We start from the raw sequence: 25,682 nt of genomic DNA, 5'->3' as shown, positions 1-25,682 counted from the left end.
TTTTTGATATTTATATTTGGCGATCTGTAATAAAACGAAACAACAAACTAAACCACTTAAACGTCAACCACAATATCTCATTAGTATGGGCAAACTTTTTGTAAAAAAGCCACTCTCCCTGTTATTAGCTGAAGCATCCGAATCTGAAAAGGGCCTCAAACGTACATTAGGGGCAGGATCGCTTATAGCATTGGGAATAGGCGCTATCATTGGTGCGGGGCTTTTTGTTAGAACAGCTGCTGCCGCCGGACAACATGCCGGTCCTGCTGTTACGATCTCTTTCATTATCGCTGCCATAGGTTGTGCTTTGGCAGGTCTTTGCTATGCTGAGTTTGCCTCTATGATCCCGATTGCCGGTAGTGCTTACACTTACTCTTACGCAACAATGGGTGAATTCATCGCCTGGATCATAGGATGGGACCTTGTGCTGGAATATGCGCTCGGCGCTGCCACTGTAGCTATCGGTTGGTCTCAATACCTGAATAAACTTATTGAAAAGGTGTTTGGGGCGGCTTACGTCATACCCTACCAGTGGTCACACAGTCCGTTCGAAACATCTGATGCTGGTGTACATGGTATTATGAACTTACCGGCTGTCTTCATATTATTATTGCTCACTTTATTGCTGATCCGTGGTATCGAAGGTTCTGCTATTGTTAATAACATCATCGTTATTACCAAAGTATCTATCGTGATCCTGCTGATCCTGTTGGGCTGGCAGTTTATCAATCCGGCTAACCACACTCCTTTCACGATACCTGCAGATGCGGGTTCTGTGACCATGCATAATGGTAAGGTGATCAATTACAGCGATTTCTGGTTCCACGGAATTCCAGGCGTATTGCGCGGTGCAGGGGTTGTATTCTTTGCTTTTATCGGTTTTGATGCGGTATCAACTGCTGCACAGGAAACGAAAAATCCTAAGAAGAATATGCCTGTAGGTATCCTCGTATCACTGGCTATCTGTACACTTCTCTATATCCTCTTCTCTTATGTACTGACCGGTATTGCGCCGTACAAAGACTTCCTGAGACAAGGTGGTGAGGCTTCCGTTGCTTATGCAATTGATACTTACATGCACGGATATGGCTGGTTGTCAACGTTTGTAACTATTGCTATCCTGGCGGGTTTCTCATCAGTTATTCTGGTGATGTTGCTTGGACAGACAAGGGTATTCTACTCTATGTCAAATGATGGTCTGGTACCAAAAGTATTCTCTAACCTGCATCCAAAATTCCGTACTCCATACAGGTCTCAGTTGTTATTCTTTGTATTTGTATCCCTTTTTGCTGCCTTCATACCTGACAGCGTAGTAGGTGATATGACAAGTATTGGTACCCTGTTCGCTTTCGTACTGGTATGTTTAGGTGTTATCGTAATGAGAAAGAGCAATCCGGAATTACAGCGTGCATTCAAAACACCATGGGTACCATTCGTTCCTATTCTTGGAGCACTTTTCTGTCTGACAATGATTGTCAGCCTGGGCTTTGAAAACTGGGCACGACTGATTGTATGGCTGCTGATCGGCTTCGCTATTTACTTCGGTTATAGTGTTAAACACAGTAAAGCCAGAAAATTATAATACCGATATTGGTTTCATGATATCAGATCGCAAGGCCGGAAAATTCAAGACTACGGAAGTAGTCTGAGTTTCCGGCCTTGTTGAGTTTAGTGGCTGAATGAGGTCATTATTACTATAAAAGTGATTATTTTTGCGTCTCGATTTTTTTAATAATTAATTATACCCAATATGGGAAGAATATTTGAAGTCAGAAAGCACACCATGTTTGCCAGATGGGACAGGATGGCCAAACAATTTACCAGAATAGGTAAGGAAATAGCGATCGCTGTGAAAAACGGAGGTCCTGACCCAGACAATAACCCCGCTCTCCGCAGATGCATGGTGAATGCCAAAGGTGTTAACATGCCTAAAGACCGTGTAGAAGCGGCTATTAAGCGGGCGATGGGTAAAGACAAGACTGATTATGAAGAAGTTGTGTATGAAGGATATGCCCCCCATGGTGTAGCTGTAATGGTAGAGACTGCAACAGATAATCCTACCCGCACAGTAGCAAACGTCCGTATGCACTTCAACAAAGAAGGCGGTAGCCTGGGTAACAGTGGCTCCGTAGGCTTTTTGTTCAACCGTACCGGCGTTTTCAAGATTAAAAATGAAGGACAGAACCTGGAAGAACTGGAACTTGAACTGATTGACGCAGGCCTGGAAGAAATAGGAGAAGATAGCGATGGTAATATAGTACTGCATGCGGCATTTACCGAATTTGGTAACATGGCGAAAGCGCTGGAAGAAAGAAATATTGTTCCTATTAGTGCTGAGCTGCAGCGTATTCCTGCTACTACGGTAGAATTGAATGAAGAGCAGGCTAAAGAGGTGTTAACACTGATCGACCGTCTGGAGCAAGACGATGACGTGCAGCAGGTATTCCACAATCTCCGCTAATAGTTATAAAATAGCAATAAAAGAAGGGCCTTGTCTATGACAAGGCCCTTCTTTTATTGCTATTAGGCAAGAGGCAATAATATTAAAGAACACGGCACACTTCACTTTCTATAACGAGGCGCAAGCCTTTGCCATGAATAGTTTCTAATTTAATGGAATTGTCAAGCTTGAAATGCTTACGTATACGTGTCAGGTAAACGTCCATACTACGCCCTGTAAAGAAATCATCATTTCCCCATACACTCAATAAAATACCTTCTCTTTTCAGTCTTTTGTTAGGATTATCGCAGAGAAACTTCAGCAATTCCGCTTCTTTAGGGGGTAGATTAATAGTTGCGCTGGTCGGAGGATGGTAGATCTTAAATTCACTATAATTGAAAATGAGCGTACCTAACTTAAAAACTATTTGTTTATCATTTTGCAACAGGCGGCTCCTTTTCATAAAAACGTCCATCCTGCAGAGCAGCTCCTCCATATTGAATGGTTTCACAAGATAGTCATCGCCGCCACATTCAAAGCCGTTCAGCTTATCCTGTTCCATATACCTCGAGGTGGTGAAGATTATAGGTACATTATCATTTCTATCCCTGATCTCTCTGGCGAGAGCGAATCCATCCATACCCGGCATTACAACGTCGAGTAAACAAATATCAAATGGCCTTTCCCGGAAAGTATTCCAGCCTTCCTCTCCATCTGAACAATGTACAACCAGATATCCTGCCTTTTCAAGATGGCTCTTGATAACTTTGGCAAAAAAATGGTCGTCTTCTACTAACAGAACTCCTGCTTTCATAAACGGATTTGGGTTGATGGTTAATTTAGAAGTCATTTCCTGACAAGCCTAACAAAATGACAAATTATTAACTATTAACGTGGACTAAATGTTTATCCAATTTAGTTTTATTCTTTTAAATTTTGGCGGCACAACACCTAATATCTTCATCCATTTCGTTCATTCCTGACCAAACGAAAAATAAGTATGTCTAATATATTAATTATCATTTACAATAGGAAATAACATTTGATTAATGTTATTCCAGGATTAAACTTAACCCTTACATGAAATAATTATTCAATTATATTTTAAAACGTTTATCATGAAAGTATTTTATAATATTTGCATACTACATTAACATCTTTTTAAACCTACAACTCACACTCAAAAAAAAACGCAAGGCCGGAAAGCCTTGCGTTTTTTTTATAAAAAAGAGAAATAAACTATTCTTCTACCATTTCTACAACAACTCTGATCACATCCTCCACATTCGGTTTGGAGAAATAATCGCCATCAGAACCGTACGCAGGGCGATGAGCTTGAGCACTTAAGGTTTTCGGTGCCACATCCAGCCATTTATATCCTCCTTGTATTTCCATCACCTGTTGGAACATGTAGGCGGTACCACCGCCGGGCACATCTTCGTCAACAAAGAGTATCCTGTTCGTTTTTTTCAGAGACTCGACTATCTGATGACCGGTATCGAAAGGCAGTAGCGTCTGAATATCGATCAATTCGCACGAGATACCAAGTTTCTGCAACGTCTGCATAGCCTCTTCAATCACACGTAGCGTGGAACCGTAAGAAACAATTGTAATATCAGTTCCCTCATGTACGACCTCTGGTACACCTAAAGGCACCGTAAAACTACTAAGGTTCTGAGGAAGTTTCTCTTTCAGTCTGTAGCCGTTAAGAGATTCGATCACCAGCGCCGGCTCATTAGCTGCCAATAAAGTATTGTACATACCTGCCGCCTGTACCATGTTACGCGGCACACATACATTCATGCCCCTCAACGATCCCAATATCATACTCATCGGAGAACCGGAATGCCAGATTCCCTCCAGGCGGTGCCCCCTGGTACGCACAATGATCGGGCAATACTGAATACCTTTAGTGCGGTATTGTAAGCTGGCCACATCATCACTTAGCGGTTGCAGTCCGTACAATAAATAATCCAGATACTGTATTTCAGCGATCGGACGAAGTCCTCTTAAGGCCATACCGATACCCTGTCCCATAATGGTCAGTTCCCGTATACCTGTATCAAAGATCCTTTCCTTTCCATGCTTTTGCTGTAAGCCAGCAAATCCCTGGTTCACATCCCCTATTTTACCTACATCCTCTCCAAATGCAAATACTTTGGGATTATTTTCTATCAACTGGTCAAAGTATTTGTTCAATACCTCATATCCATTCACTGTAGACGAATCTTCGTTATATACTGCAGGTACAACAGGCACATTAGATACTGAATTCGCGCCTTCTGCATGCAACAGAGAATTATAATTTTCTCTTTCCTGGCTCAGCAGATTTTCATAATAATGTTTCAAAGCATCCATTGCCGGTGCTTTCACCTTCTTATGATACACCAGGATGCTTGCTGCTGCCTTAAGCACGTCACGTCTCAATGGTTCACGGTTTACCTGCAATTCATGCAACAGGCTATTAACCATTGTAGCGTCCACCTCCGGCAAAGCCGCTACAGCCTGTCCATATGTCAACATCTCCTGTACCTGCTGGCGAATAGGAGTAATATATTTTTCCCAGGCATTTTTGCGTGCATCCTGTGCAACCGTTTTGGCCTCTGCTTCAATAGCCAAGAGAGTTGTTTCGTCTGACAATGCGTTTTCGAGTATCCACTGTCTCATCTGGTGATTACAGTCAAACTCTTTTTCCCATGTAAGACGTTCTTTATTCTTGTAACGTTCATGAGAACCACTTGTAGAATGGCCCTGGGGCTGCGTCATTTCCTCAACATGGAACAATGCCGGTATATGTGTTTCCCTGATCTTCCTGATACCGGTTTCAAACACCTCACACATAGATGCATAATCCCACCCCTTTACGTTGTATATATCAAAACCGTTGGAATCTTCTGTTTTACGGAAGCCTTCCAGGGCAGCACTGATCGAATCTTTTGTTGTCTGGTATTTACGCGGAACAGAAATACCATATCCGTCATCCCATACAAAGACAGCCAATGGTACCTGCAGCACGCCTGCAGCATTCATTGTCTCCCAAAAGTGACCTTCAGAAGTTGAAGCATCCCCTATGGTAGCAAAACAAACCTCATTACCGTTATTAGACAGCTTTGTAAACTCTTTTAACACTTCAACATCGCGGAATAGCTTCGACGCGAATGCCAAACCTAATGCACGCGGCATTTGTGCAGCAGTAGGAGACATATCGGTGGCAGTGTTCTTAATTTGCGTAAGATCCAGCCAATTACCATCCTTTCCAAGGTTTGGCGTTGCAAAGTGGGAATTCATCTGGCGTCCGCCGGAAAATGGCTCATTGGCCAGATCAGGATCGGCATACATCTGCGAAAAGAATTGTTCTGGTGTGGCAATACCACTGGCAAAAGCAAAGGTCTGGTCCCGGTAGTAACCAGAGCGAAAGTCTCCAGGCTTAAAATATTTAGCCATAGCAATCTGCGCTACTTCCTTTCCATCTCCGAAAATACCGAACTTGGCCTTGCCTGTAAGCACTTCCTTACGGGCCAGCAGACTAACTTCCCTGCTTTCGCAAGCCAGGCGGTAATCATCCAGTACTTCCTTCCGAAATTCATCGAATGACAACCGGCTTTCCGTATTCATAGTCAGTTCATTGTTTTCTATCATTGCCTCTTTGTTAAAGTACAAAAGTAAGGTTAATTATAGTTAATTATACAGTTGCAAAACGTCTGAAAATGTAATGCGTAAAATAATTTGATTTTTTTTAATAAGATTTTAATAAATTCTTTATCGATAGATTATTTTTGGCTGTAAATTTGTTATTAAGTAAACGATGATCTATTTTTTAACCAATCGTTTTAAAACCACATTATACATGAAAAAATTCATCTTATCCCTATTTGCGAGCATGCTGTTAACCACTGCTCTCTGGGCACAAACACAGACAGCAAACCCTGTTGATGCGAAAGTAAAATTCAAACAGGAAACTATTGACTTTGGTAAAACTAAACTGAACAAACCAGTTTCAGTTGACTTTGAATTTACCAATACTGCAAAAGAACCTGTACTGATCGAAACAGCGCGCGCTTCCTGTGGATGTACTACTCCGAGCTGGACCAAAGAACCGATCCTGCCAGGCAAAAAGGGAAAAATCACTGCCAACTATTCCGCTAATAGCGTAGGTCAGCAGAACAAAACTGTTTGGGTAAGATTAAAAGGTGTTGATCAGGACAAAGAACTGCACCTGACTGGTACTGTTGAACAATAATCACTACAGATACTATATACCCGTATAAGTCATAAAAATGCCTTACAGTTTTGCCTGTAAGGCATTTTTATGTTAGTCCCCTGCTGATTCCGCGCTGAAAATTTACTTGGCCACAGATCCCCATAATATCAACTAACTTTGTAAACTCAAAATCAAGACAATTTATGCCTACCATTAGTAAGAGAGGGGAACAAATGCCGCCTTCTCCTATCAGGAAATTGGTACCTTATGCGGAAGCAGCTAAGAAAAAAGGAACCAAAGTCTATCATCTCAATATCGGACAACCGGATATTGAAACACCAAAACCGGTACTGGATGCAGTTCGTCACTCGGACTTCACCATACTAGAATATAGTCATAGCGCAGGAAATGAAAGTTATCGCCGCAAGCTGGTCACTTACTATGAAAGATTTGGTATTAAGCTAAATCACCAACAGATCATTGTAACAACCGGAGGCTCTGAAGCCATCCTTTTTGCCTTTATGGCCTGTCTGGATGCCGGAGACGAGGTACTGGTACCTGAACCATTCTATGCCAATTATAATGGTTTTGCAATTGAGGCGGGCATTCAGGTACGTACAATCACTGCTAATATTGAAACAGGGTTTGCATTGCCGGCAATGGAAGCTTTTGAAAAAGCGATTACCCCGCGGACCAGGGCTATCATGATCTGCAATCCTAATAATCCAACAGGTTATCTTTATAGCAAGGAAGAGCTCTCCGTGCTAAAAGAGTTATGCCTGAAACATAACCTTTATCTATTCTCTGATGAGGCATACAGAGAATTTTGTTATACCGGCGATCACTTCTCGGCTATGAATCTGGAAGGCTTGGAAGAACATGTTATTCTCATGGATACCATTTCCAAGCGTTACAGCGCATGCGGAGGCCGAATTGGAGCACTCGTTACCAAAAATCAGACAGTACTTGACGCTGTAATGAAATTTGCCCAGGCCAGGCTTAGCCCTCCTTCATTTGCCCAGATAGCCGGCGAAGCTGCGGTAGACCTTCCACTGGATTACTTCGACGAAATAAAAGCAGAATATCTGAGCCGCCGTGATGTATTGGTAAGTATGCTCAATGACATGCCAGGCGTATTTTGTCCAAATCCAGGTGGTGCGTTTTATGCAATAGCGAGGTTGCCTATTGATAATGCAGATAAATTCTGCCAATGGCTACTGGAATCTTTCTCGTATGAGCAACAAACAGTCATGCTCTCTCCTGCTACTGGGTTTTACGCAACCCCCGGACTAGGCATCAATGAAGTACGATTAGCATATGTGCTGAACAAGGAAGATATCAAAAAGGCGATGATCTGTCTTTCTAAAGCCCTCGAAACCTATCCCGGACGAGTGGCTTATAAAGAAGAAGCACTTGCAACTGGCAGATAATTTAAAAGGCGGTAATTATATTGTAAATAATTCTATATAATATCATTATTGCCTTTTCTTTAAATTTTAGGTCAAAACAGGCTATTTTTTATATTAGTAAAATTTATATACACGTTTTTGTTCTACCAAAATTCAATTTATTATAACCAAAGTGTTCTTTAAGTTAAATTTCTTTGTATATTTGTAATGCGAAAGGCAGATAAACAGGTAGGAACTGGTAGATGTGGAATTAGAGGAAAACTTGTTTAGCATAAATTTAACCTTAATAATTTCAGTAAGCGTTTTATAATTCTGAACTTTGGGTTATTAACATTCAGAAAGAAATTATCAACTTTTTGTAAAAAAGTTCTAGATATACTAAAACGTTTTAGCAAAATACCTTATTTTTGTATCAGTTTTTCATAACGTGGAATTTATAAAGGCAAACGGCTCCGATCACGGAGCCGTATTTTTTTGTCCAATACCCACTAAGTACCTTGATAATCAATCTATTAATATCATCTATTCTTTTCGAACGTTATAGTCTTTAAAACATTTATAAAAACTGAAAGAGGCAGCCTGCAACCAGGACCGCCTCTTTTAGTTTTATCTATTCAAGATTTACATATTCTCTTTGATCATATTGAAGAAGTCATCAAACAGATAACGGCTATCGTATGGACCAGGAGTAGACTCCGGATGATATTGCACCGAAAATGCAGGCTTATTCTTGATACGGATACCTTCCACAGAAGAATCATTCAGATTGACGTGCGTTACTTCCACTGTCTGACTGGCTGCGATGGCTTTAGGATCTACCGCAAAACCGTGGTTTTGAGTCGTAATCTCACAACGACCTGTCGCCAGGTTTTTAACCGGATGGTTCAGCCCCCTGTGACCATGATGCATCTTATAAGTTGGAATATCATTAGCTAGAGCCAGCAACTGGTGTCCAAGACAAATACCAAACATAGGTCTGTTGGCATTCAGGATCTTTTTTACTGTGTCAACAGCATATTTCAATGGAGCTGGATCGCCAGGACCATTTGAGATAAAATAAGCGTGTGGTTTGAATTTTTCGCATTCTTCAAAAGCCGTATCTGTAGGGAATACCTGCAGATAAGCGCCTTTTTCAGATAAGCATTTCAGCATATTTCTCTTCACACCATTGTCCAGTACCGCTATGCGAATATCTGCAGCAGGATCGCCTACATTATATGCTTCTTTAGTTGATACTTCAGCACATAATGCCAGTCCTTCCATTGAAGGCACTTGTTTCAGCTGAGCTTTGAGCTGTTCTATATCCAGTATTTCAGATGAAATGATACAGTTCATAGCGCCTTTGCTACGGATATGTGCCACCAGTGCCCTGGTATCCACATCATAGATAGCCACCAGATTGTTATCGGTCAGGAATTTTTCCAGTGATCCGTCAGCCATCTGACGTGAATAGTTATAAGCAATATTCTTGCATATCAATCCACTGATCTTCACACTTTCACTTTCCACGTCATCTTTCTTAACGCCGTAGTTTCCTACGTAACAGTTATTCATGATCAGTACCTGCCCTTTATATGAAGGATCCGTAAATACTTCCTGGTATCCTGTCATTCCAGTGTTAAAACACAATTCACCTGCGGCGGTGCCAATTTTACCAAAAGCTTTTCCCTGATATACCGTACCGTCGTCTAACAACAGTATGGCCGGCTGGATTGATCTAGTCTGAGGCATGCTTATTTTTTCGTTTTAAAAAATCGTGCAAAGTTATTGAATAAAAGCTTAACAATCGAGATTTCTCCTCATAATTTGTTAATCTTTAGCTTCAATTATTTGACATGAATCGATTTTATAATACGATGAGCGGTTGCAAAAGCTGTTGTATCATCCTCCCGGTACCTGATCACTACCTCCCAGCGATGAGGGCCATTTACCAGCAGCAGATTACAGAAGGAAAGCCTGATACCGCTCTTGTAGTTAAAACTACCTTCCTGGAGCAAAGCTGACATGCCGCTTTGAGTGATGGTATCTGTGGTATATTTAAGATCAGAGATCTCTTCGTTCTTTTTCATTTCAGTAGCTGTGGTCGATCCGGCAATCTCCAGGTCATTGGACACGTTGGGCCGGAAACTATACATATTCACTTCCACCTGCATTCCCTCTTCCACCCTATTTCTGTAACTCTTAGCGTATTCGACAAATTGAGCCACCTCCGGAGCCAATGGCTTGTCATTCACCCCCAGGTGCATTGGTGTGCTGATCTCAATGGTTTGGCGCCCTATTTTGGCTGTTTCCCAGGAAGAATATAACCATGCCTTATTTATTTTGGGATAGATCAGGTTAAATACTACACGTTTGCCGATATATCCACCCGCTACAGCAGCCAGCCCTATTACTAATATCACAGTAATGATCGCTCCGCGCCTGCCTGCCCATGCTAAATATCTTCGTTGTAATTCCCCGATTGGATTGGTCCTTGCTTTTCTGGGTTTAACTCCTTTTTCCCGCTGGAATTCTTCAAAACTTCCTTCCGGTCTTTTTAACTTCCATTCAGCATAGTTCGTGGGTAATTTTTTGCCACATTCAGCGCAAAAGGTGAGAAACTCTGACTTGAGCTCATTGTAATGCCCACAGCTTTTACATTTCAGGTAAATCATAAGATATAGAGAGATTTTAAACGGATCTGCCCGTACAATTTTCAATACAAACACGATATTACAAAAAAAACTAATTAATCTGTATTACCCTTTTGCAGATGCCTGAAAATCAGGCATAAAAAAAATCCCGGAGTAAACTCCGGGATTCCTTTATGAATTGAAGCGAACTAATACTATTCAGCTGCTTTTTCTTCAGTTGCAGTACCTTCTTCAGCTTTTTTCTTGCTGCCGCCGGCACGACGTGTTTTCTTAGCAGGAGCTGCTTCTTTCTCAACTTTACCACCATAGATCTCGTTAAAGTCAACCAGTTCGATCAGCGCAGTTTCAGCGTTGTCACCAACACGTTTACCCAACTTAATGATACGGGTGTAACCACCAGGACGGTTTGCGATCTTTTCGCTGATAGCACCGAACAGTTCCTTGATAGCTTCTTTATCCTGCAGGTAACTGAACACAATCCTACGGTTGTGAGTAGAATCGCTCTTTGCTCTTGTCAGCAAAGGCTCAACATATACACGCAGCGCTTTAGCTTTGGCTAAAGTAGTGGTGATACGTTTGTGCTTGATCAGTTCCATTGCAAGGTTAGCTAACAGGCTCTTGCGGTGTGCGGCTTTTCTGCCGAGTGGATTTAATTTTACTCCGTGACGCATGACGTTTTGTTTTTTAATTCCCCTATACCGTGTCAGGAATTACAGGGTACTTATTTAGATCTAATTAGTACTATTCTTCGTCTAATTTCAGTTTGGACAGATCCATACCGAAATGTAAACCTCTTTCGTTCAATACCTGCTCAATCTCACTGAGGGATTTCTGACCGAAGTTCCTGAATTTCATCAATTCTTCCTGTTCGTACTGTACCAGTTCGCTCAGGGAGTTGATCTTAGCAGCTTTCAGACAGTTGAAGGCACGAACACTCAGATCCAGATCTTCCAGCGGCGTTTTCAGTATCTTACGCAGCTGCAGTGTCTGTTCATCCACAACATCTTCCTTCTCTGTGTCTTTAGTATCAAAGCTGATGTTTTCATCGGTGATGATCATCAGGTGCTGGATCAGTATGCGTGAAGCCTGTTTCACAGCTTCTTCCGGGTGGATCGTACCATCGGTGATCACTTCCATGATCAGCTTCTCATAATCAGTCTTTTGTTCCACACGGGTGTTCTCGATGCTATATTTTACGTTCTTGATAGGCGTAAAGATAGAGTCGATAGCGATGTAACCGAAAACGGCATCTTTAGGTTTGTTCTCTTCAGCTGGTACATAACCGCGGCCTTTACCGATAGTCAGCTCAATATCCAGCTTTGCAGATGGATCCAGCGTACAGATAAGCAATTCAGGATTCATGATCTGGAAAGCACTGGTAGCTTTTTCGATCATGTCAGCACGGAACTCAGTTTTTCCTTTAATAGAAATCTGAATTTTCTCGTTGCTAACTTCGTTTTCAACGATACGTTTGAAACGTACCTGCTTTAAGTTCAGGATGATTTCAGTTACGTCTTCTGTGATTCCTTTTAAAGTTGCAAACTCGTGATCTGCACCTTCTATCTTTATTCCCACAATGGCATAACCCTCCAGAGACGACAGCAGCACACGACGCAGCGCGTTACCCACAGTCACCCCATAACCCGGTTCTAACGGCCGGAATTCGAATTGAGCTTCAAAGTCAGTAGACTTTTGCAAAACGATCTTATCAGGCTTTTGGAAATTCAGAATTGCCATTGATATGTTAAGTTTAATTGTTTATGTAAAACTGCCTTTAGCCATTAACATGCAGTCCTTAGTAACCTGCGTAAATTTACTACGCAGGCAACTAATGACCCATGCTTAACGGCTAAAGACATATTATTATTTAGAGTACAATTCTACGATCAGCTGCTCCTTAATGTTCTCAGGAACGCTCTCTCTCTCAGGATATGCAATGAAAACACCTTTCAGTTCTTTTTCATTCCAATCCAACCAGCTGAATTTAGGATTTTTACCGCGGATGTTGCTGGTGATAGCAGTGTTAGTTGCTGCAGAAGCTTTCAATCCGATCACATCACCTGGTTTCAGCTGATAAGAAGGGATGTTCATTACTTCACCATTAACAGTGATGTGCTTGTGAGAAACCAGCTGACGTGCAGCAGGGCGGGATGGAGCGATTCCGAGACGGAATACTGCGTTATCCAGACGTGCTTCCAGCAATTTGATCAAAACCTCACCGGTAACACCTTTACGACGGTTAGCTTCAACGAACAGGTTAGCGAACTGGCGCTCCAATACACCATAAGTGTATTTCGCTTTCTGTTTTTCACGCAGCTGCAGCGCGTATTCACCCAGCTGTTTACGCTTGCGGGTTACACCGTGCTGACCCGGAGGGTTGCTGTTCTTACCTAAATACTTACCGTTTCCTAAAATCGGTTCTCCAAATATCCTGGAGATCTTGGTCTTTGGTCCTGTATACCTTGCCATGTTCTTTGATAGATTTTTTAGTTTCGGTATATGATCTTTAAAAAATCTTAAACCTGATCATATACCCATTGTTAATAAAATTCTTAAGCGGCAATTCGAAAGCAGCAGGTGGAAGATACTTCCAACTTTCCACTTTCGAAATACCGCGAAATTATATCGATCCTATACCCTTCTCTTTTTAGGAGGACGGCAACCGTTGTGAGGTAAAGGAGTAACGTCTTTGATCATGTTAACCTCGATACCGGAGTTAGCGATCGCACGGATAGCACTTTCACGACCAGCACCAGGGCCTTTTACAAAAACATCTGCTCTTTTCAGACCTGCTTCCATTGCTGTTTTTGCAGCGTCAGAAGCAGCCAGCTGAGCTGCATAAGGAGTGTTCTTTTTAGAACCCTTAAAGCCCATCTTACCTGCAGTAGACCAGGAGATTACCTGACCCTGTTTGTTGGTAATGCTGATGATGATATTGTTGAAACTAGCAGAGATGTGTACATCACCGTAGTTGTCTACTTTAACTACCCTCTTTTTGTTAGCAGCAGTTTTTGTATTTGTTGCTTTTGCCATAATTATATAAAATTCCAGGTTCCAGGTTCCAGATTCCTCTTGCCATATATACGACTACTGGAAACCGGAACTTGTTATTTGTATTATCAAGTTTATTTCTTAGGCGCTTTCTTTTTACCTGCAACCGTCTTACGTTTACCTTTACGGGTACGGCTATTGGTACGGGTACGCTGGCCTCTTAACGGTAAGCCCTTCCTGTGACGAAGACCACGATAACAAGCAATGTCCAATAGACGCTTGATATTCATCTGTACTTCAGAACGCAGCTGACCTTCTACCTTAAACTCACTGTTAATGACGTTACGGATAGCAGCCTGCTCATCATCGTTCCAGTCCTTTACTTTCTTGTTAAAGTCTATACCAGACTTTTCCAGAATATATTGAGCGGTAGAACGACCAATACCAAAGATGTAGGTCAGGCCAATTTCTCCACGTTTATTTTTAGGAAGATCGATACCGGCTATACGTGCCATATTTGTATTTTAATTTACTAGTTATGTATTAAATGATTATCCCTGACGTTGTTTAAAACGGGGATTCTTTTTGTTGATCACCAACAATTTACCCTTCCTGCGCACAATCTTGCAATCTGCACTTCTTTTTTTTATGGAAGCTCTTACCCTCATAAGTTATAAGTTATAAGTCTGTGTGTGTTATTATTTATATCTGAATATAATTCTGCCTCTGCTCAAATCGTATGGACTCATCTCAACCCCTACTTTGTCACCAGGCAGGATGCGGATATAGTGCATTCTCATCTTCCCAGAAATGGTAGCTAAAATCTCGTGCCCGTTCTCTAACTTAACTCGGAACATAGCGTTAGACAAGGCTTCTAGTATTATTCCATCCTGTTTAATGAGTGCCTGTTTTGCCATAAAAATTTTTAGGACTGCAAAGATAGCGAAATCTTAGGAAAAAGAAAAATTAATCAAATAAACGTGAATAATTAATTGTGGATAATTCCTTGAATATATCCTTACTCATTAATTATCAATAGTTTGAACTTAACGCCGGGTTCTCCCTTTCTGCCTTTTCGATACCTTCAAATGAAGAAAGTATGTCTGGTTTTCCGTTCATTACAGCCACATTGTGCTCGAAATGAACGGAAGGCTTCTCATCACGGGTGATCACAGTCCAGCCATCTTCCATATATTCCACTTCTTTCACACCCAGGTTTACCATAGGCTCAATCGCGATCACCAGTCCTTCTTTCATGATAGGACCACTACCACGCTTTCCGTAATTAGGTACCTGCGGGTCTTCGTGGAGATTACGGCCCAATCCGTGACCAACCAGCTCACGTACCACGCCATAACCACGTTGCTTCTCTGTATAGTCCTGGATAGCGTGTGCGATGTCTCCGATACGGTTGCCCGCTATAGCCTTTTCTATGCCTTTATAGAGCGCTGTTTTCGTTGCCTTCATCAGCTCCAGTACCTCTGGTTTCACGTTACCAATGGCAAACGTATAGGCACTGTCTCCATGATAACCATTCAGCAGTACGCCAACATCCACACTCACGATATCTCCATCCTGCAATACATATGCGTTAGGAATACCGTGTACCACTTCCGCATTTACAGAAATACAGCAGCTTTTAGGGAAGCCCCTGTAATTCTTAAACGAAGGAACCGCCCCATTAGCAACGATGAACTTTTCAACGATCGCGTCGATATCAAGGGTAGACATTCCCGGTTTCAGATTTTTGGCCACTTCTTCCAATGTAGCACTCACCAATAATGCGCTTTTGCGCATCAGCTCAATTTCTTCCTTAGTTTTATAATGCACCATACTAAAAAACGGGTTAGGAAAGTTCAGTTTCGAAAGTGTTGTAGCGCACTGTTTCAATAAAGATCGTAACCACATAAAGGATGCGGCTTTTGCACTTGCCTCAGATTCGTAATTGCTCTTTACTTAAAAGATTAAGCCACGCAAGCATAAAACCGGCAGAGATCAACTCTGTTGGTTTTATGCTTCTGTGGCTTTTATACCAGGTAGCCTGGATTAATCAGACGTTAGCCGGAGCTGTTCTTCCTTTAATCCGACCTGTGCTCATGAGTCCATCGTAATGGCGCATCAGCAGCTGGCTTTCTATTTGCTGGAGCGTATCAAGGATAACGCCCACCATGATCAGCAGGGATGTACCTCCGAAGAAGGTAGCAAAGTTGCTATTGATATTCACCGCTGCAGCTATACCAGGAAGGATACCTACCAGTGCCAGGAAGAATGCACCTGGCAGGGTGATACGATCCATTACCGCTCCGATATAATCAGCAGTAGCTTTACCAGGTTTAACACCCGGAACGAAACCATTATTACGTTTCATTTCATCCGCCATAGAGGTCGGATTAAATATCAATGCAGTATAGAAGTAAGTGAAAACTATCACCAGTACAGCATAGATCAGGTTGTACCAGCCATTAGTGTGATCACTGAAGATACGAATGAACCCAGATCCGCTATCTGTTGCAAAACCGATTGCTGTAGCAGGGATAAACATGATTGCCTGGGCAAAGATGATAGGCATTACACCTGCCGCGTTCACCTTCAGGGGAATGAACTGGCGAACACCACCAAACTGTTTATTACCAACTATACGTTTTGCGTAGTTTACAGGGATCTTGCGGGTACCTTGCACGAGCAGGATCAGACCGATTGTGATCAGTACGAACACAGCCAGCTCTATAAGGAACAGCATCGGACCACCGTTGCTCTGGGCGTTCCTGGAGGAGAACTCCTGGATGATAGCCTGTGGCAAACGGGCGAGGATACCCACCATGATTATAATAGAAGTACCGTTGCCGATACCTTTATCTGTGATCTTTTCTCCCAGCCACATTACAAACAGGGTACCTGCTGTAAGTACAATGGTAGTAGTCAGCCAGAAGAAGGCTGCACCATATTCAGGGATAATAGAACCTGCGGATTGTTGTTTCAGGAAGGCTACGTAAGCGCTCGCCTGGAAACCGGTTACTATTACTGTCAGTACACGTGTATACTGATTAATCTTTTTTCTACCGCTTTCACCTTCTTTCTGGAGTTTCTGGAAATAAGGCACGGCAATTGTAAGCAGTTGTATGGCTATGGATGCAGAGATATAGGGCATTATACCAAGCGCAAAAATGGACGCCCTGGAGAATGATCCACCGGCGAACATATTGAACAGTCCGAGAATACCTTTCTCAGATTTGTTGGCAAACTCTCCCATACCCAGGCTGTTGGCATCGATACCGGGTAACGCGATATAGGATCCTACACGATAGATGAGGACAAGAAGCAATGTGGTGAGAATGCGGTTACGCAAATCCTCGATGCTCCAGATATTCTTAATCGTTTCGATAAATTTCTTCACAGGAAGATGAATGTTTAGATATTCAAAATTTCATCCCGCTTTAAGCGAGACCAAATTCCGAACCTGTATTAGCTGCTATCCAGTAACTCTGGCCGGGATTTGTGTTGTTTTCTCTGGCTTGATAAAATGTGAAAAGACGCACTACTCCGTAGGCGTCTCCTCAGTCGTGAAATCTTATACCAGCTCTACCGTTCCACCCGCTGCTTCTATCAGCTGCTTGGCTTTTTCGCTGATCGCATTCACTTTTGCGGTTACTTTAGCCTTCAGTTCTCCCTGACCCAGGATTTTCACTTTCGCGGTCCTGTTGATCAAACCGTTCATATACAGGTTTTCCAGAGAGAAGTCCTGCAGACCATATTTTTCAACCAGGTGATCGATCTGACCGATGTTGAATACCTGGTATTCTGTTGGATTCAAGCTCTTGAAACCACGTTTAGGCATACGACGCTGAATTGGCATCTGACCACCTTCGTGACCTCTTTTGCTCTGATAACCAGCACGTGACTGACCACCTTTATTACCTTTTGTAGATGTACCACCTTTACCTGATGCTTCACCACGACCAAGGCGCTTCTCTTTATGTACGGAACCTTGTGCAGGTTGTAACGTATGCAGATTCATTTTCTAATTTTTTTTACTTACGCGGAAATTAACCGCTCGCTTTAAATGTAAAATGTTTTTCGTAAATCTCCGATATAAATGTAGGATTATTTCCCGGGTAATAAAATTTATTACGCCTGTTCTCCTTCAACTTTCACCAGATGATTCACTTTACGCACCATACCCAGGATCTGGGGGGTAGCTTCCACTTCTACAGTGGCGTTCATTTTTTTCAGTCCTAATGCCTTCAGGGTGAGCTTCTGGCGCTCAGGACGGTCTATACCACTTTTTACTTGAGTGATCTTGATCTTTGCCATTGTTATTTGAATTGCCACTTTACAATTGCCAGAGCAGAATACCTGCTCTAAGTAACTGGATAGTGATATTATCCGTTAAATACTTTCTTCAGCGATACGCTTCTGGTTTTTGCTACCTGGATCGGCTCACGCAGGAGACCTAATGCCTTAAATGTAGCTTTAACCACGTTGTGCGGGTTAGCAGAACCCAGAGACTTAGCCAGAACGTCGGTGATACCTGCGCTTTCCAGTACGGCACGCATTGAACCTCCGGCGATCACACCAGTACCATGAGCAGCTGGCTTAATAAGTACTTTAGCAGCACCTTCTTTAGCTAACTGGTCGTGAGGAATAGTACCATGCATCACAGGAACTTTGATAAGATTTTTCTTAGCATCGTCGATACCTTTGGTGATAGCTTCCTGCACTTCCTTCGCCTTACCCAGACCGTGTCCTACTACACCGTGTTCGTTACCAACTACTACCAGGGCAGAAAAACTGAAAGTACGTCCGCCTTTGGTTGTTTTGGTTACACGGTTGATAGCCACTACCTTCTCTTTCAGCTCCAGGTCACCGGCCTTTACTCTATTAAATGTATTCTTTGCCATTTTTTTATTTGCGAATTACGATTTAATCAATTTCGATATTAGAATTGGAGACCAGCTTCTCTGGCACCATCAGCTACGCTCTTTACGCGACCATGATACAGATAACCACCGCGGTCAAAAGTGCAGGCAGTAATGCCCAGTGATTTTGCCTTAGTAGCCAGTGCAGCACCTACGAGTTTAGATTTCTCGGATTTGGTACCTTTCTGTGCTTTGATATCTTTATCACGGGAAGAAGCAGCAGCCAGCGTAACTCCGTTAGCATCATCTATCAATTGCACGTAAATGTCGCTATTGCTGCGAAATACAGATAATCTCGGATTCTGTGAACTACCAACAACCTTTTTACGAATGCGGTAGCGGATCTTCTGTCTCCTATTAACTTTTGTACTCATTTCTGATTTAATTTATTCATCCCGATGCTGCCGGGATGGTGTTGAATTAGCTAATTGACGCTACCGCCAATTAGCTAATTAAAATTATTTACCTGCAGACTTACCTGCTTTCTTACGAACCACTTCATCACTGTAGCGAACACCTTTACCTTTGTAAGGCTCTGGTTTACGCAGGCTACGGATTTTAGCAGCTACCTGACCTAACAGCTGGTTGTCGATACCTTCCAGCATGATCTTCGGGTTAGCACCCTTTTCAGTCAGTGTTGCTACTTTCAGTTCTTTAGGGATCTCAATAACGATGTTGTGAGAGTAACCTAAAGACAGGTCCAGTAACTGACCAGCGTTAGAGGCTTTGTAACCCACACCCACCAGTTCAAGTTGTTTCTTGAAACCTTCTGTAACACCTGTCACCATGTTGGCGATCAGTGCGCGGTACAGACCGTGCAGTGCACGGTGACGGATCTGGTCAGTAGGACGTACTACTGTAAGAACGCCATCCTTCACTTCTATTTTGATATCCCTGTCGATGGCTTGTTTCAGCTCACCTTTAGGACCTTTTACAGTCAGCTCATTAGAAGCGGAAACAGTTGCTGTTACACCGCTTGCTAATTTGATAGGACTTTTACCTATACGAGACATAATTGCAGTTTTTACTGTTATGTTTGGATTCAGGATCCTTCCGTGTTCAGCGCCGTATAGAAAGCTTAATTGTCAGAAGGTCCGTATGATTCGGCTTGTTATTGATCTGCACTGGTCAAACCTGTCAGCACTATTAACAAGCCATATATATTAATAAACGTAGCAAACGACTTCTCCGCCTACATTCTGAGCTTTGGCTTCTTTGTCGGTCATTACGCCTTTAGAGGTAGAGACGATTGCAACACCTAAACCGTTCTTGATACGTTTGAAATCAGCTGGTTTAGAGTATTGACGTAAGCCCGGACGGCTGATACGCTGCAGATCAGTGATAGCAGGTACTTTAGTCTGTGGGTCATACTTCAGGGCTATTTTGATAAGACCCTGTTTAGTATCTTCTTCAAATTTGTACTTCAGGATGTAACCTTTGTCGTACAGTATCTCGGTGATACGTTTCTTAAGTTTAGAGGCAGGAATTTCCACAATCCTGTGGTTGGCCATTTGCGCGTTCCGGATTCTGGTCAGGAAGTCTGCTATTGGATCAGTAACCATTGTTCTTAAAATTTAAAAACTATTTTACAATGCGATATCCAATCAGTAATAGATAGGAAAATCAAATAACTAATGCCGGTTTATTCCGGAGCCGGCTGGCATCCGGAAGTGGTGTTGGCTTACCAGCTTGCTTTTCTTACGCCAGGGATCTTACCAGCCAGGGCCAGGTCACGGAACATGTTACGACACATGCCGAAATGACGCATATAACCTCTTGGACGACCGGAAAGCTGACATCTGTTGTGCAGGCGAACAGGAGATGCATTTCTTGGAAGTTGGTCCAGTGCAGCATAGTTACCTTCTGCTTTCAGGGTAGCACGCTTTTCTGCAAACTTCTCAACCAGTGCAGCTCTCTTTCTTTCGCGAGCCTTTACGGATTCTCTTGCCATGTTATTGTTATATAATTCCAGTTATAAATTCCAAATTCCAAACCCTTTCAGGGATTGGAATTTGATATCAGATATTATTGATTATCCTTTTTGATATTCTTGAACGGCATACCCAGTTCTTTCAGCAGCTCGTAAGCTTCTTCGTTGGTGTTAGCCGTAGTAACAAAAGTGATATCCATACCGGAGATCTTTGTTACTTTATCGATATCTATCTCAGGGAAAATGATCTGCTCAGTGATACCCAGGGTATAGTTACCACGGCCATCGAAAGCTTTTTCATTTACACCTTTAAAGTCACGTACACGAGGCAGGGAAACTGCGATCAGACGATCCAGGAAGTCGTACATGTTGTTACCACGCAGTGTTACGCGGGCACCGATCGGCATGTTCTTCCTCAGTTTAAAGTTAGAGATATCTTTTTTAGACATAGTAGCGATCGCTTTCTGACCAGAGATACGGGTCATCTCGTCAACAGCAATATCTACCAGTTTTTTATCTCCAACAGCGCCATTGATACCCTGGTTCAGACAGATCTTTACCAGACGGGGCACCTGCATTACGCTCTTGTAATTAAATTTCTTTTGCAGGGCACTAACCACTTCATTGCGGTATTTAGACTGCAGTCTGGGTGTATATGTAGTGTTTGCCATTATTTAATTACCTCCCCTGATTTTTTAGCTATACGAACTAATTTACCGTTATCACGCTGCCTGTTAACTTTGGTAGGTTTACCAGCCTTAGCATCCCATAACATTACGTTAGAAATAGCGATAGGAGCCTCCTGCTTAACGATACCACCTTTGGTGTTCTGAGCAGTTGGTTTGGTATGTTTGGTGATGATATTCACACCTTCTACCAGAATGCGTGCCTTGTCAGGGATCACTTCCAGCACCTTGCGGGGCTTGGTCCTGTCCTTGTCATCACCGGCAATCACCACAACCGTGTCGCCTTTCTTAATGTTGAACTTAGGCTTGAATCTCGTTTTCATTATTTGTTTATTTAAAACGCCAAGCGAAACACCTGTTCCGCTTGATTAATATTGTCGTTTTTGAAACGGGCTGCAAAGATATGTTTTTAAGCTGAAAGCACAAAGCCTAAAGATCTTAACTTTTGGCTTTATGCTTTCAACTCTTATAATGCTTTGATTTACAGCACCTCGGGAGCCAGAGAGATAATCTTCATGTATCCCTTATCGCGCAGCTCACGGGCAACCGGACCGAAAATACGGGTACCGCGTGGCTCGTCAGAGTTGTTCAGCAATACAACGGCATTATCGTCAAAACGGATATAGGATCCGTCTTTACGGCGCAGCTTGTTTTTAGTTCTTACGATAACAGCTTTGGTTACCATACCTTTCTTTACGCCACCACCTGGGATTGCATCTTTAACCGTCACAACGATCTTGTCACCCACTTTAGCGTAATCCTGGCCTGAGTTGCCTAATACCCTAATACACAGTACCTCTTTGGCACCGCTGTTATCAGCCACATTCAGCCTTGATTCTTGTTGTATCATCTTATATGATTTGTTGTTGTTTAATCAGCGGCTACAACCGGGGATGCCGGATGGAGCTTGAAACAAAAAATTATTTTACTTTTTCGATAACTTCTACCAGTCTCCAGCATTTGTTCTTGCTCAGAGGGCGAACTTCCATAATTCTAACGGTATCGCCGATGCTGCACTCGTTTTTCTCGTCGTGCGCCATGAACTTGGTAGTTTTCTTAACGAACTTACCATAGATAGGGTGCTTCACCTTACGCTCAACGCTTACGGTGATAGTTTTATCCATCTTATTGCTGGATACCACACCAGTCCTGGTTTTTCTTAATTTTCTTTCGATCATTGTTGAAAGTATTTACTCCCTAGCCCTTCTGTTTTCACATCCGGGTTAATGAATTTTATTATTTAGGCTTGTGCGCCCAGTTCTCTTTTGCGCAGCTCGGTTTTCAGCTGTGCGATCTGACGCCTGAGTGAGCGGATGCTCATTGGATTCTCAATTGGCGTAATTGCATGACTGAATGTAATTTTCTTCAGGCGTAATTGCTCCTCAGAGATTTTCTCTCTCAGGTCCTGGTCGCTTAAACCTTTCAGATCCAGCTTATCTTTTGCCATTGTTTTATAAAATTTCTGGTTTATCGTTTATAGTTATCTCTCTGCGTTTGCATTCCTGCGGGTTGCCGGATTATGCAACGTAATCGGGACGCACTACAAATTTCACTTTAATCGGCAGTTTCTGTGCAGCCAGTTCCATTGCTTCTTTAGCTACCTGTAAAGGAACACCATCAGCCTCAAATAAAATGCGGCCTGGTTTCACTACTGCAGCCCAATGGTCAGGAGCACCCTTACCTTTACCCATCCTCACTTCCAGTGGTTTGGCGGTGATAGACTTATCCGGGAAAATACGGATCCACACGTTACCTTCACGTTTCATATGCCTGGTCAGAGCAACCCTGGCAGCTTCAATCTGCCTATCGGTGATCCACTTAGGTTCTAATGCTTTCAGACCGAAACTACCAAAGGAAATAGCCGCGCCACGCTTAGCGTTACCTTTGATGCGGCCTTTATGCATCTTCCTGTGTTTCGTTCTCTTTGGCTGTAACATCTTGGTATTAGTTAATTGTTAATGTTAATTGTTAAGTAAGCTTATCTGCGGCCACCACCACGGTTGTCACCACCTCTTCTGTCGCCACCACGGTTATCACCGCCTCTTCTGTCGCCACCACGGTTGTCACCACCTCTTCTGTCGCCACCACTTGGACGTCCTTCACCATCTTTAGCAGAAATTGCGTTAGGGTTCAGGTCACGTTCGCCAAGTACTTCGCCTTTACAGATCCATACTTTGATACCGATCTTACCGTAAACGGTCAGAGCGAAAATAGAAGCGTAATCAATGTCCATACGGAAAGTGTGCAATGGTACACGACCTTGCTTCATTTCTTCTGAACGTGCGATTTCAGCACCACCTAAACGGCCGCCTACTTTCACCTTGATACCTTCAGCACCCATTCTCAGAGCAGTTGCGATTGCCATTTTGATCGCACGTTTATAGTTGATACGGCTTTCGATCTGCTTAGCGATGGTTTCAGCTACGATATTTGCATCTATTTCCGGACGACGGATCTCCAGAATGTTGATCTGTACGTCTTCTTTTCCTGTCAGTTTCTTCAGCTCTTCCTTGATGCGGTCTACCTCTCCACCACCTTTACCTATGATGATACCAGGTTTAGATGTATGAATGGTGATGATCAGTTTACCTAAAGTTCTTTCAATCACTACCCTGGAAATGCCGCCTTTGTTGATACGGGCATTCAGGTAAGTCCTGATCTTGTTATCCTCGATCAGTTTGGTAGCATAATCCTTTTTGCCACCATACCAATTGGAGTCCCATCCTCTGATGATACCTAACCTGTTACCAATAGGATTTGTTTTCTGACCCATGTTCTGGTTTATTTGTCTATTAGATAAATAGTTTTAGTTTCTTTTATTTTGCTTCCACTGCAGGACGGCTATCAACAACAATTGTTACATGGTTGCTTCTCTTGCGAACGCGATAACCTCTACCCTGTGGTGCCGGACGCATTCTTTTCAGGATACGGCCACCATCAACGAAGATGGTTTTAACCTGCAGGTTAGCATCTTCTGCTCTTGTACCTTCGTTCTTCACTTTCCAGTTTGCAACGGCAGACAACAACAGCTTTTCCAACGGAACGCTGGGATGCTTAGGATGGAATTTCAAAATATTCAGAGCTTTTTCTACATCCAGACCACGGATCAGGTCAGCCAGCAAACGCATTTTGCGGGTTGATGTAGGATTATTGTTAAGCTTAGCTACTGCTTCCATTTTCTATTATAATTTGTGATTTGAGGTTCGAAGTTTGGGTTTAGAGGTGAATCAAAAACCTCAAACTTTAAACTTCAAACGATTTACTACATTTTCTTGTTAGCGTGTCCTTTAAAGTTGCGGGTTGGTGCAAATTCGCCCAGTTTATGACCTACCATGAATTCGGTCACGTATACAGGGATGAATTTGTTGCCATTGTGTACCGCAAATGTGTGGCCTACAAAATCAGGCGTGATAGTAGAACGACGGCTCCAGGTCTTGATTACAGTACGCTTGGTGCCTTCATTCATTTTCTCAACTTTCTGCTCTAATTTCTGGTCAACGTAAGGACCTTTTTTTATGGAACGACCCATGTCTTGTTGTTTTTATTCCAGATCCGCTTTATCAGTTCCGCTTTTGCGTTCTCTGCGTCAGCGGAACTGTTAAGGCGTTAAGTTTATAATTTCTTACCGTTTTTCCTGCTGATGATCAGTTTATCAGAGCTCTTATGCGACTTTCTTGTCTTCAGACCTTTCGCATATTTACCTGTTCTGGATCTTGGGTGACCGCCGGAAGATTTACCTTCACCACCACCCATCGGGTGATCCACCGGGTTCATCGCAACACCACGGTTACGAGGCTTGATACCTCTCCAACGGTTAGCACCTGCTTTACCGATAGACTGTAACGCGTGATCTGAGTTAGAAACAGTACCTACAGTTGCAGCACATGTGATCAACACTTTGCGCAGTTCACCAGAAGGCATTTTCAGAACGGCATATTTTTCTTCCTTGTTGGACAGCTGAGCATAAGTACCGGCGCTTCTTGCGATTGCACCGCCTCTGCCAGGCTGTAACTCGATGTTGTGAACAACAGTACCCAGTGGCATGTTTTTCAGCACCAGCGCGTTACCAACTTCCGGAGCTGCATTAGGACCGCTTGTTACGGTAGCACCTACCTGCAGACCCTGTGGAGCCAGGATGTAACGTTTTTCACCATCTGCATAGTTCAGCAGAGCGATGAATGCGCTACGGTTCGGATCGTATTCGATAGATTTAACTGTAGCTGGAATGTCGTGTTTGTCACGTTTGAAATCTATGATACGGTAGTGTTGTTTGTGACCACCACCAATGTAGCGCATAGACCTTCTACCCTGTACGTTTCTACCGCCGGACTTCTTGATAGGCTCCAGCAGGCTTTTTTCAGGGGTATCCGTGGTCAGCTCTGCATACGCGTTGCCTATTTTCCAACGGGTACCGGCTGTCATCGGTTTGTATTTCTTCAGTGCCATGATCTAGTGTCGTGTTTAACTAGTTTCTAT

The 25,682-nt window shown here is 42.8% G+C and carries 34 protein-coding genes; 4 read left to right on the top strand and 30 right to left on the bottom strand.

What is annotated here, in order from left to right; genetic code table 11:
• Window positions 1–85 precede the first annotated feature (85 nt).
• Both C7475_RS17745 and C7475_RS17740 read left to right on the top strand, forming a co-directional pair.
• Window positions 86–1,582, top strand: coding sequence for an amino acid permease (locus tag C7475_RS17745; RefSeq protein ID WP_110054739.1), 1,497 nt, complete (start codon window positions 86–88; stop codon window positions 1,580–1,582).
• Between the two features lie 168 nt (window positions 1,583–1,750).
• Window positions 1,751–2,461, top strand: coding sequence for a YebC/PmpR family DNA-binding transcriptional regulator (locus C7475_RS17740; protein WP_110054738.1), 711 nt, complete (start codon window positions 1,751–1,753; stop codon window positions 2,459–2,461).
• Between the two features lie 82 nt (window positions 2,462–2,543).
• Here C7475_RS17740 and C7475_RS17735 read toward each other — a convergent pair whose 3' ends face one another.
• Both C7475_RS17735 and C7475_RS17730 read right to left on the bottom strand, forming a co-directional pair.
• Complete coding sequence (locus C7475_RS17735) at window positions 2,544–3,254, bottom strand: response regulator transcription factor (RefSeq protein WP_110054737.1); 711 nt, start codon at window positions 3,252–3,254, stop codon at window positions 2,544–2,546.
• A gap of 425 nt (window positions 3,255–3,679) precedes the next feature.
• Entirely contained in the window at window positions 3,680–6,079 is a 2,400-nt protein-coding gene (locus C7475_RS17730; protein WP_110054736.1) for a thiamine pyrophosphate-dependent enzyme, read from the bottom strand.
• A gap of 208 nt (window positions 6,080–6,287) precedes the next feature.
• Here C7475_RS17730 and C7475_RS17725 point away from each other — a divergent pair, with 208 nt between their 5' ends.
• Both C7475_RS17725 and C7475_RS17720 read left to right on the top strand, forming a co-directional pair.
• On the top strand, window positions 6,288–6,680 hold the full coding sequence (locus tag C7475_RS17725; RefSeq protein ID WP_110055048.1) for a DUF1573 domain-containing protein: 393 nt from the start codon (window positions 6,288–6,290) through the stop codon (window positions 6,678–6,680).
• A gap of 164 nt (window positions 6,681–6,844) precedes the next feature.
• Window positions 6,845–8,071, top strand: a complete 1,227-nt coding sequence (locus tag C7475_RS17720) for a pyridoxal phosphate-dependent aminotransferase (protein WP_110054735.1) — start codon at window positions 6,845–6,847, stop codon at window positions 8,069–8,071.
• A 600-nt stretch (window positions 8,072–8,671) separates the two neighbouring features.
• Here C7475_RS17720 and carA read toward each other — a convergent pair.
• The 28 genes from carA to rplB all read right to left on the bottom strand — a co-directional run bounded on the left by carA (window position 8,672) and on the right by rplB (window position 25,652).
• On the bottom strand, window positions 8,672–9,781 hold the full coding sequence (carA, locus tag C7475_RS17715; RefSeq protein WP_110054734.1) for a glutamine-hydrolyzing carbamoyl-phosphate synthase small subunit: 1,110 nt from the start codon (window positions 9,779–9,781) through the stop codon (window positions 8,672–8,674).
• Window positions 9,782–9,876: 95 nt separating this feature from the next.
• Complete coding sequence (locus C7475_RS17710; protein WP_110054733.1) at window positions 9,877–10,704, bottom strand: hypothetical protein; 828 nt, start codon at window positions 10,702–10,704, stop codon at window positions 9,877–9,879.
• Window positions 10,705–10,877: 173 nt separating this feature from the next.
• Window positions 10,878–11,354, bottom strand: coding sequence for a 50S ribosomal protein L17 (gene rplQ, locus C7475_RS17705; protein ID WP_110054732.1), 477 nt, complete (start codon window positions 11,352–11,354; stop codon window positions 10,878–10,880).
• 70 nt (window positions 11,355–11,424) lie between these two features.
• Entirely contained in the window at window positions 11,425–12,420 is a 996-nt protein-coding gene (locus tag C7475_RS17700; protein ID WP_089835240.1) for a DNA-directed RNA polymerase subunit alpha, read from the bottom strand.
• Between the two features lie 126 nt (window positions 12,421–12,546).
• Window positions 12,547–13,152: a 30S ribosomal protein S4 gene (rpsD, locus tag C7475_RS17695; protein ID WP_110054731.1), complete on the bottom strand. Its 606-nt coding sequence runs from the start codon at window positions 13,150–13,152 to the stop codon at window positions 12,547–12,549.
• A gap of 162 nt (window positions 13,153–13,314) precedes the next feature.
• Window positions 13,315–13,716, bottom strand: a complete 402-nt coding sequence (gene rpsK, locus C7475_RS17690) for a 30S ribosomal protein S11 (RefSeq protein ID WP_110054730.1) — start codon at window positions 13,714–13,716, stop codon at window positions 13,315–13,317.
• A gap of 92 nt (window positions 13,717–13,808) precedes the next feature.
• On the bottom strand, window positions 13,809–14,189 hold the full coding sequence (gene rpsM, locus C7475_RS17685; protein ID WP_110054729.1) for a 30S ribosomal protein S13: 381 nt from the start codon (window positions 14,187–14,189) through the stop codon (window positions 13,809–13,811).
• Window positions 14,190–14,225: 36 nt separating this feature from the next.
• Complete coding sequence (gene rpmJ, locus C7475_RS17680; RefSeq protein ID WP_012789310.1) at window positions 14,226–14,342, bottom strand: 50S ribosomal protein L36; 117 nt, start codon at window positions 14,340–14,342, stop codon at window positions 14,226–14,228.
• A 30-nt stretch (window positions 14,343–14,372) separates the two neighbouring features.
• Complete coding sequence (gene infA / locus C7475_RS17675) at window positions 14,373–14,591, bottom strand: translation initiation factor IF-1 (protein WP_012789309.1); 219 nt, start codon at window positions 14,589–14,591, stop codon at window positions 14,373–14,375.
• 115 nt (window positions 14,592–14,706) lie between these two features.
• Window positions 14,707–15,507 (bottom strand): type I methionyl aminopeptidase, encoded by an 801-nt coding sequence (gene map, locus C7475_RS17670; protein WP_110054728.1) that lies wholly within the window; start codon window positions 15,505–15,507, stop codon window positions 14,707–14,709.
• A gap of 217 nt (window positions 15,508–15,724) precedes the next feature.
• Window positions 15,725–17,068, bottom strand: a complete 1,344-nt coding sequence (gene secY / locus C7475_RS17665; protein WP_110054727.1) for a preprotein translocase subunit SecY — start codon at window positions 17,066–17,068, stop codon at window positions 15,725–15,727.
• Window positions 17,069–17,242: 174 nt separating this feature from the next.
• Window positions 17,243–17,689, bottom strand: coding sequence for a 50S ribosomal protein L15 (gene rplO, locus C7475_RS17660; RefSeq protein WP_110054726.1), 447 nt, complete (start codon window positions 17,687–17,689; stop codon window positions 17,243–17,245).
• A gap of 110 nt (window positions 17,690–17,799) precedes the next feature.
• Window positions 17,800–17,985 carry a 50S ribosomal protein L30 gene (gene rpmD, locus C7475_RS17655; RefSeq protein WP_110054725.1) on the bottom strand — a complete coding sequence of 62 codons (186 nt, stop codon included), beginning with the start codon at window positions 17,983–17,985 and terminating at the stop codon, window positions 17,800–17,802.
• A gap of 68 nt (window positions 17,986–18,053) precedes the next feature.
• A complete protein-coding gene (gene rpsE / locus C7475_RS17650) occupies window positions 18,054–18,572 on the bottom strand; it encodes a 30S ribosomal protein S5 (RefSeq protein WP_089835248.1) in 519 nt (172 codons plus the stop codon).
• Between the two features lie 38 nt (window positions 18,573–18,610).
• Window positions 18,611–18,964: a 50S ribosomal protein L18 gene (gene rplR / locus C7475_RS17645; RefSeq protein WP_110054724.1), complete on the bottom strand. Its 354-nt coding sequence runs from the start codon at window positions 18,962–18,964 to the stop codon at window positions 18,611–18,613.
• An 84-nt stretch (window positions 18,965–19,048) separates the two neighbouring features.
• Window positions 19,049–19,603, bottom strand: a complete 555-nt coding sequence (gene rplF, locus C7475_RS17640) for a 50S ribosomal protein L6 (protein ID WP_110054723.1) — start codon at window positions 19,601–19,603, stop codon at window positions 19,049–19,051.
• A 150-nt stretch (window positions 19,604–19,753) separates the two neighbouring features.
• Window positions 19,754–20,152, bottom strand: a complete 399-nt coding sequence (rpsH, locus tag C7475_RS17635) for a 30S ribosomal protein S8 (protein ID WP_110054722.1) — start codon at window positions 20,150–20,152, stop codon at window positions 19,754–19,756.
• Window positions 20,153–20,271: 119 nt separating this feature from the next.
• Entirely contained in the window at window positions 20,272–20,541 is a 270-nt protein-coding gene (rpsN, locus tag C7475_RS17630) for a 30S ribosomal protein S14 (protein ID WP_110054721.1), read from the bottom strand.
• Window positions 20,542–20,615: 74 nt separating this feature from the next.
• Entirely contained in the window at window positions 20,616–21,191 is a 576-nt protein-coding gene (gene rplE / locus C7475_RS17625; protein ID WP_110054720.1) for a 50S ribosomal protein L5, read from the bottom strand.
• The gene (gene rplX / locus C7475_RS17620; RefSeq protein ID WP_110054719.1) at window positions 21,191–21,529 is read right to left on the bottom strand and encodes a 50S ribosomal protein L24; all 339 of its coding nucleotides are present in this window, start codon (window positions 21,527–21,529) and stop codon (window positions 21,191–21,193) included. The genes rplE and rplX overlap by 1 nt, the downstream gene beginning before the upstream one ends.
• A 158-nt stretch (window positions 21,530–21,687) precedes the next feature.
• Window positions 21,688–22,056, bottom strand: a complete 369-nt coding sequence (gene rplN / locus C7475_RS17615; RefSeq protein WP_012789297.1) for a 50S ribosomal protein L14 — start codon at window positions 22,054–22,056, stop codon at window positions 21,688–21,690.
• A gap of 70 nt (window positions 22,057–22,126) precedes the next feature.
• Window positions 22,127–22,384 carry a 30S ribosomal protein S17 gene (gene rpsQ / locus C7475_RS17610; protein WP_176842403.1) on the bottom strand — a complete coding sequence of 86 codons (258 nt, stop codon included), beginning with the start codon at window positions 22,382–22,384 and terminating at the stop codon, window positions 22,127–22,129.
• A 62-nt stretch (window positions 22,385–22,446) separates the two neighbouring features.
• The gene (rpmC, locus tag C7475_RS17605; protein ID WP_110054718.1) at window positions 22,447–22,653 is read right to left on the bottom strand and encodes a 50S ribosomal protein L29; all 207 of its coding nucleotides are present in this window, start codon (window positions 22,651–22,653) and stop codon (window positions 22,447–22,449) included.
• Between the two features lie 70 nt (window positions 22,654–22,723).
• On the bottom strand, window positions 22,724–23,143 hold the full coding sequence (gene rplP / locus C7475_RS17600) for a 50S ribosomal protein L16 (RefSeq protein ID WP_012789294.1): 420 nt from the start codon (window positions 23,141–23,143) through the stop codon (window positions 22,724–22,726).
• Window positions 23,144–23,184: 41 nt separating this feature from the next.
• A complete protein-coding gene (gene rpsC, locus C7475_RS17595) occupies window positions 23,185–23,979 on the bottom strand; it encodes a 30S ribosomal protein S3 (protein ID WP_110054717.1) in 795 nt (264 codons plus the stop codon).
• 43 nt (window positions 23,980–24,022) lie between these two features.
• A complete protein-coding gene (rplV, locus tag C7475_RS17590; protein ID WP_110054716.1) occupies window positions 24,023–24,382 on the bottom strand; it encodes a 50S ribosomal protein L22 in 360 nt (119 codons plus the stop codon).
• 86 nt (window positions 24,383–24,468) lie between these two features.
• Window positions 24,469–24,735: a 30S ribosomal protein S19 gene (rpsS, locus tag C7475_RS17585; protein ID WP_089835258.1), complete on the bottom strand. Its 267-nt coding sequence runs from the start codon at window positions 24,733–24,735 to the stop codon at window positions 24,469–24,471.
• 83 nt (window positions 24,736–24,818) lie between these two features.
• Window positions 24,819–25,652 (bottom strand): 50S ribosomal protein L2, encoded by an 834-nt coding sequence (rplB, locus tag C7475_RS17580; protein WP_110054715.1) that lies wholly within the window; start codon window positions 25,650–25,652, stop codon window positions 24,819–24,821.
• Between the last annotated feature and the right edge of the window lie 30 nt (window positions 25,653–25,682).

It is taken from the genome of Chitinophaga sp. S165, assembly GCF_003182155.1.
GTDB lineage: Bacteria > Bacteroidota > Bacteroidia > Chitinophagales > Chitinophagaceae > Chitinophaga.
The sequence above is the reverse complement of the archived record's forward strand: the minus strand, read 5'-3'. Positions and strand labels throughout refer to the sequence as shown.

Excerpts from the sequence above, each read along its gene's own strand:
- C7475_RS17745 (WP_110054739.1), top strand. The coding sequence starts at position 86 with ATGGGCAAACTTTTTGTAAAAAAGCCACTCTCCCTGTTATTAGCTGAA.
- C7475_RS17740 (WP_110054738.1), top strand. The coding sequence starts at position 1,751 with ATGGGAAGAATATTTGAAGTCAGAAAGCACACCATGTTTGCCAGATGG.
- C7475_RS17735 (WP_110054737.1), bottom strand. The coding sequence starts at position 3,254 with ATGAAAGCAGGAGTTCTGTTAGTAGAAGACGACCATTTTTTTGCCAAA.
- C7475_RS17730 (WP_110054736.1), bottom strand. The coding sequence starts at position 6,079 with ATGATAGAAAACAATGAACTGACTATGAATACGGAAAGCCGGTTGTCA.
- C7475_RS17725 (WP_110055048.1), top strand. The coding sequence starts at position 6,288 with ATGAAAAAATTCATCTTATCCCTATTTGCGAGCATGCTGTTAACCACT.
- C7475_RS17720 (WP_110054735.1), top strand. The coding sequence starts at position 6,845 with ATGCCTACCATTAGTAAGAGAGGGGAACAAATGCCGCCTTCTCCTATC.
- carA (WP_110054734.1), bottom strand. The coding sequence starts at position 9,781 with ATGCCTCAGACTAGATCAATCCAGCCGGCCATACTGTTGTTAGACGAC.
- C7475_RS17710 (WP_110054733.1), bottom strand. The coding sequence starts at position 10,704 with ATGATTTACCTGAAATGTAAAAGCTGTGGGCATTACAATGAGCTCAAG.
- rplQ (WP_110054732.1), bottom strand. The coding sequence starts at position 11,354 with ATGCGTCACGGAGTAAAATTAAATCCACTCGGCAGAAAAGCCGCACAC.
- C7475_RS17700 (WP_089835240.1), bottom strand. The coding sequence starts at position 12,420 with ATGGCAATTCTGAATTTCCAAAAGCCTGATAAGATCGTTTTGCAAAAG.
- rpsD (WP_110054731.1), bottom strand. The coding sequence starts at position 13,152 with ATGGCAAGGTATACAGGACCAAAGACCAAGATCTCCAGGATATTTGGA.
- rpsK (WP_110054730.1), bottom strand. The coding sequence starts at position 13,716 with ATGGCAAAAGCAACAAATACAAAAACTGCTGCTAACAAAAAGAGGGTA.
- rpsM (WP_110054729.1), bottom strand. The coding sequence starts at position 14,189 with ATGGCACGTATAGCCGGTATCGATCTTCCTAAAAATAAACGTGGAGAA.
- rpmJ (WP_012789310.1), bottom strand. The coding sequence starts at position 14,342 with ATGAGGGTAAGAGCTTCCATAAAAAAAAGAAGTGCAGATTGCAAGATT.
- infA (WP_012789309.1), bottom strand. The coding sequence starts at position 14,591 with ATGGCAAAACAGGCACTCATTAAACAGGATGGAATAATACTAGAAGCC.
- map (WP_110054728.1), bottom strand. The coding sequence starts at position 15,507 with ATGGTGCATTATAAAACTAAGGAAGAAATTGAGCTGATGCGCAAAAGC.
- rplO (WP_110054726.1), bottom strand. The coding sequence starts at position 17,689 with ATGAATCTGCATACGTTACAACCTGCACAAGGTTCCGTACATAAAGAG.
- rpmD (WP_110054725.1), bottom strand. The coding sequence starts at position 17,985 with ATGGCAAAGATCAAGATCACTCAAGTAAAAAGTGGTATAGACCGTCCT.
- rpsE (WP_089835248.1), bottom strand. The coding sequence starts at position 18,572 with ATGGCAAAGAATACATTTAATAGAGTAAAGGCCGGTGACCTGGAGCTG.
- rplR (WP_110054724.1), bottom strand. The coding sequence starts at position 18,964 with ATGAGTACAAAAGTTAATAGGAGACAGAAGATCCGCTACCGCATTCGT.
- rplF (WP_110054723.1), bottom strand. The coding sequence starts at position 19,603 with ATGTCTCGTATAGGTAAAAGTCCTATCAAATTAGCAAGCGGTGTAACA.
- rpsH (WP_110054722.1), bottom strand. The coding sequence starts at position 20,152 with ATGGTTACTGATCCAATAGCAGACTTCCTGACCAGAATCCGGAACGCG.
- rpsN (WP_110054721.1), bottom strand. The coding sequence starts at position 20,541 with ATGGCAAGAGAATCCGTAAAGGCTCGCGAAAGAAAGAGAGCTGCACTG.
- rplE (WP_110054720.1), bottom strand. The coding sequence starts at position 21,191 with ATGGCAAACACTACATATACACCCAGACTGCAGTCTAAATACCGCAAT.
- rplX (WP_110054719.1), bottom strand. The coding sequence starts at position 21,529 with ATGAAAACGAGATTCAAGCCTAAGTTCAACATTAAGAAAGGCGACACG.
- rplN (WP_012789297.1), bottom strand. The coding sequence starts at position 22,056 with ATGATACAACAAGAATCAAGGCTGAATGTGGCTGATAACAGCGGTGCC.
- rpsQ (WP_176842403.1), bottom strand. The coding sequence starts at position 22,384 with ATGATCGAAAGAAAATTAAGAAAAACCAGGACTGGTGTGGTATCCAGC.
- rpmC (WP_110054718.1), bottom strand. The coding sequence starts at position 22,653 with ATGGCAAAAGATAAGCTGGATCTGAAAGGTTTAAGCGACCAGGACCTG.
- rplP (WP_012789294.1), bottom strand. The coding sequence starts at position 23,143 with ATGTTACAGCCAAAGAGAACGAAACACAGGAAGATGCATAAAGGCCGC.
- rpsC (WP_110054717.1), bottom strand. The coding sequence starts at position 23,979 with ATGGGTCAGAAAACAAATCCTATTGGTAACAGGTTAGGTATCATCAGA.
- rplV (WP_110054716.1), bottom strand. The coding sequence starts at position 24,382 with ATGGAAGCAGTAGCTAAGCTTAACAATAATCCTACATCAACCCGCAAA.
- rpsS (WP_089835258.1), bottom strand. The coding sequence starts at position 24,735 with ATGGGTCGTTCCATAAAAAAAGGTCCTTACGTTGACCAGAAATTAGAG.
- rplB (WP_110054715.1), bottom strand. The coding sequence starts at position 25,652 with ATGGCACTGAAGAAATACAAACCGATGACAGCCGGTACCCGTTGGAAA.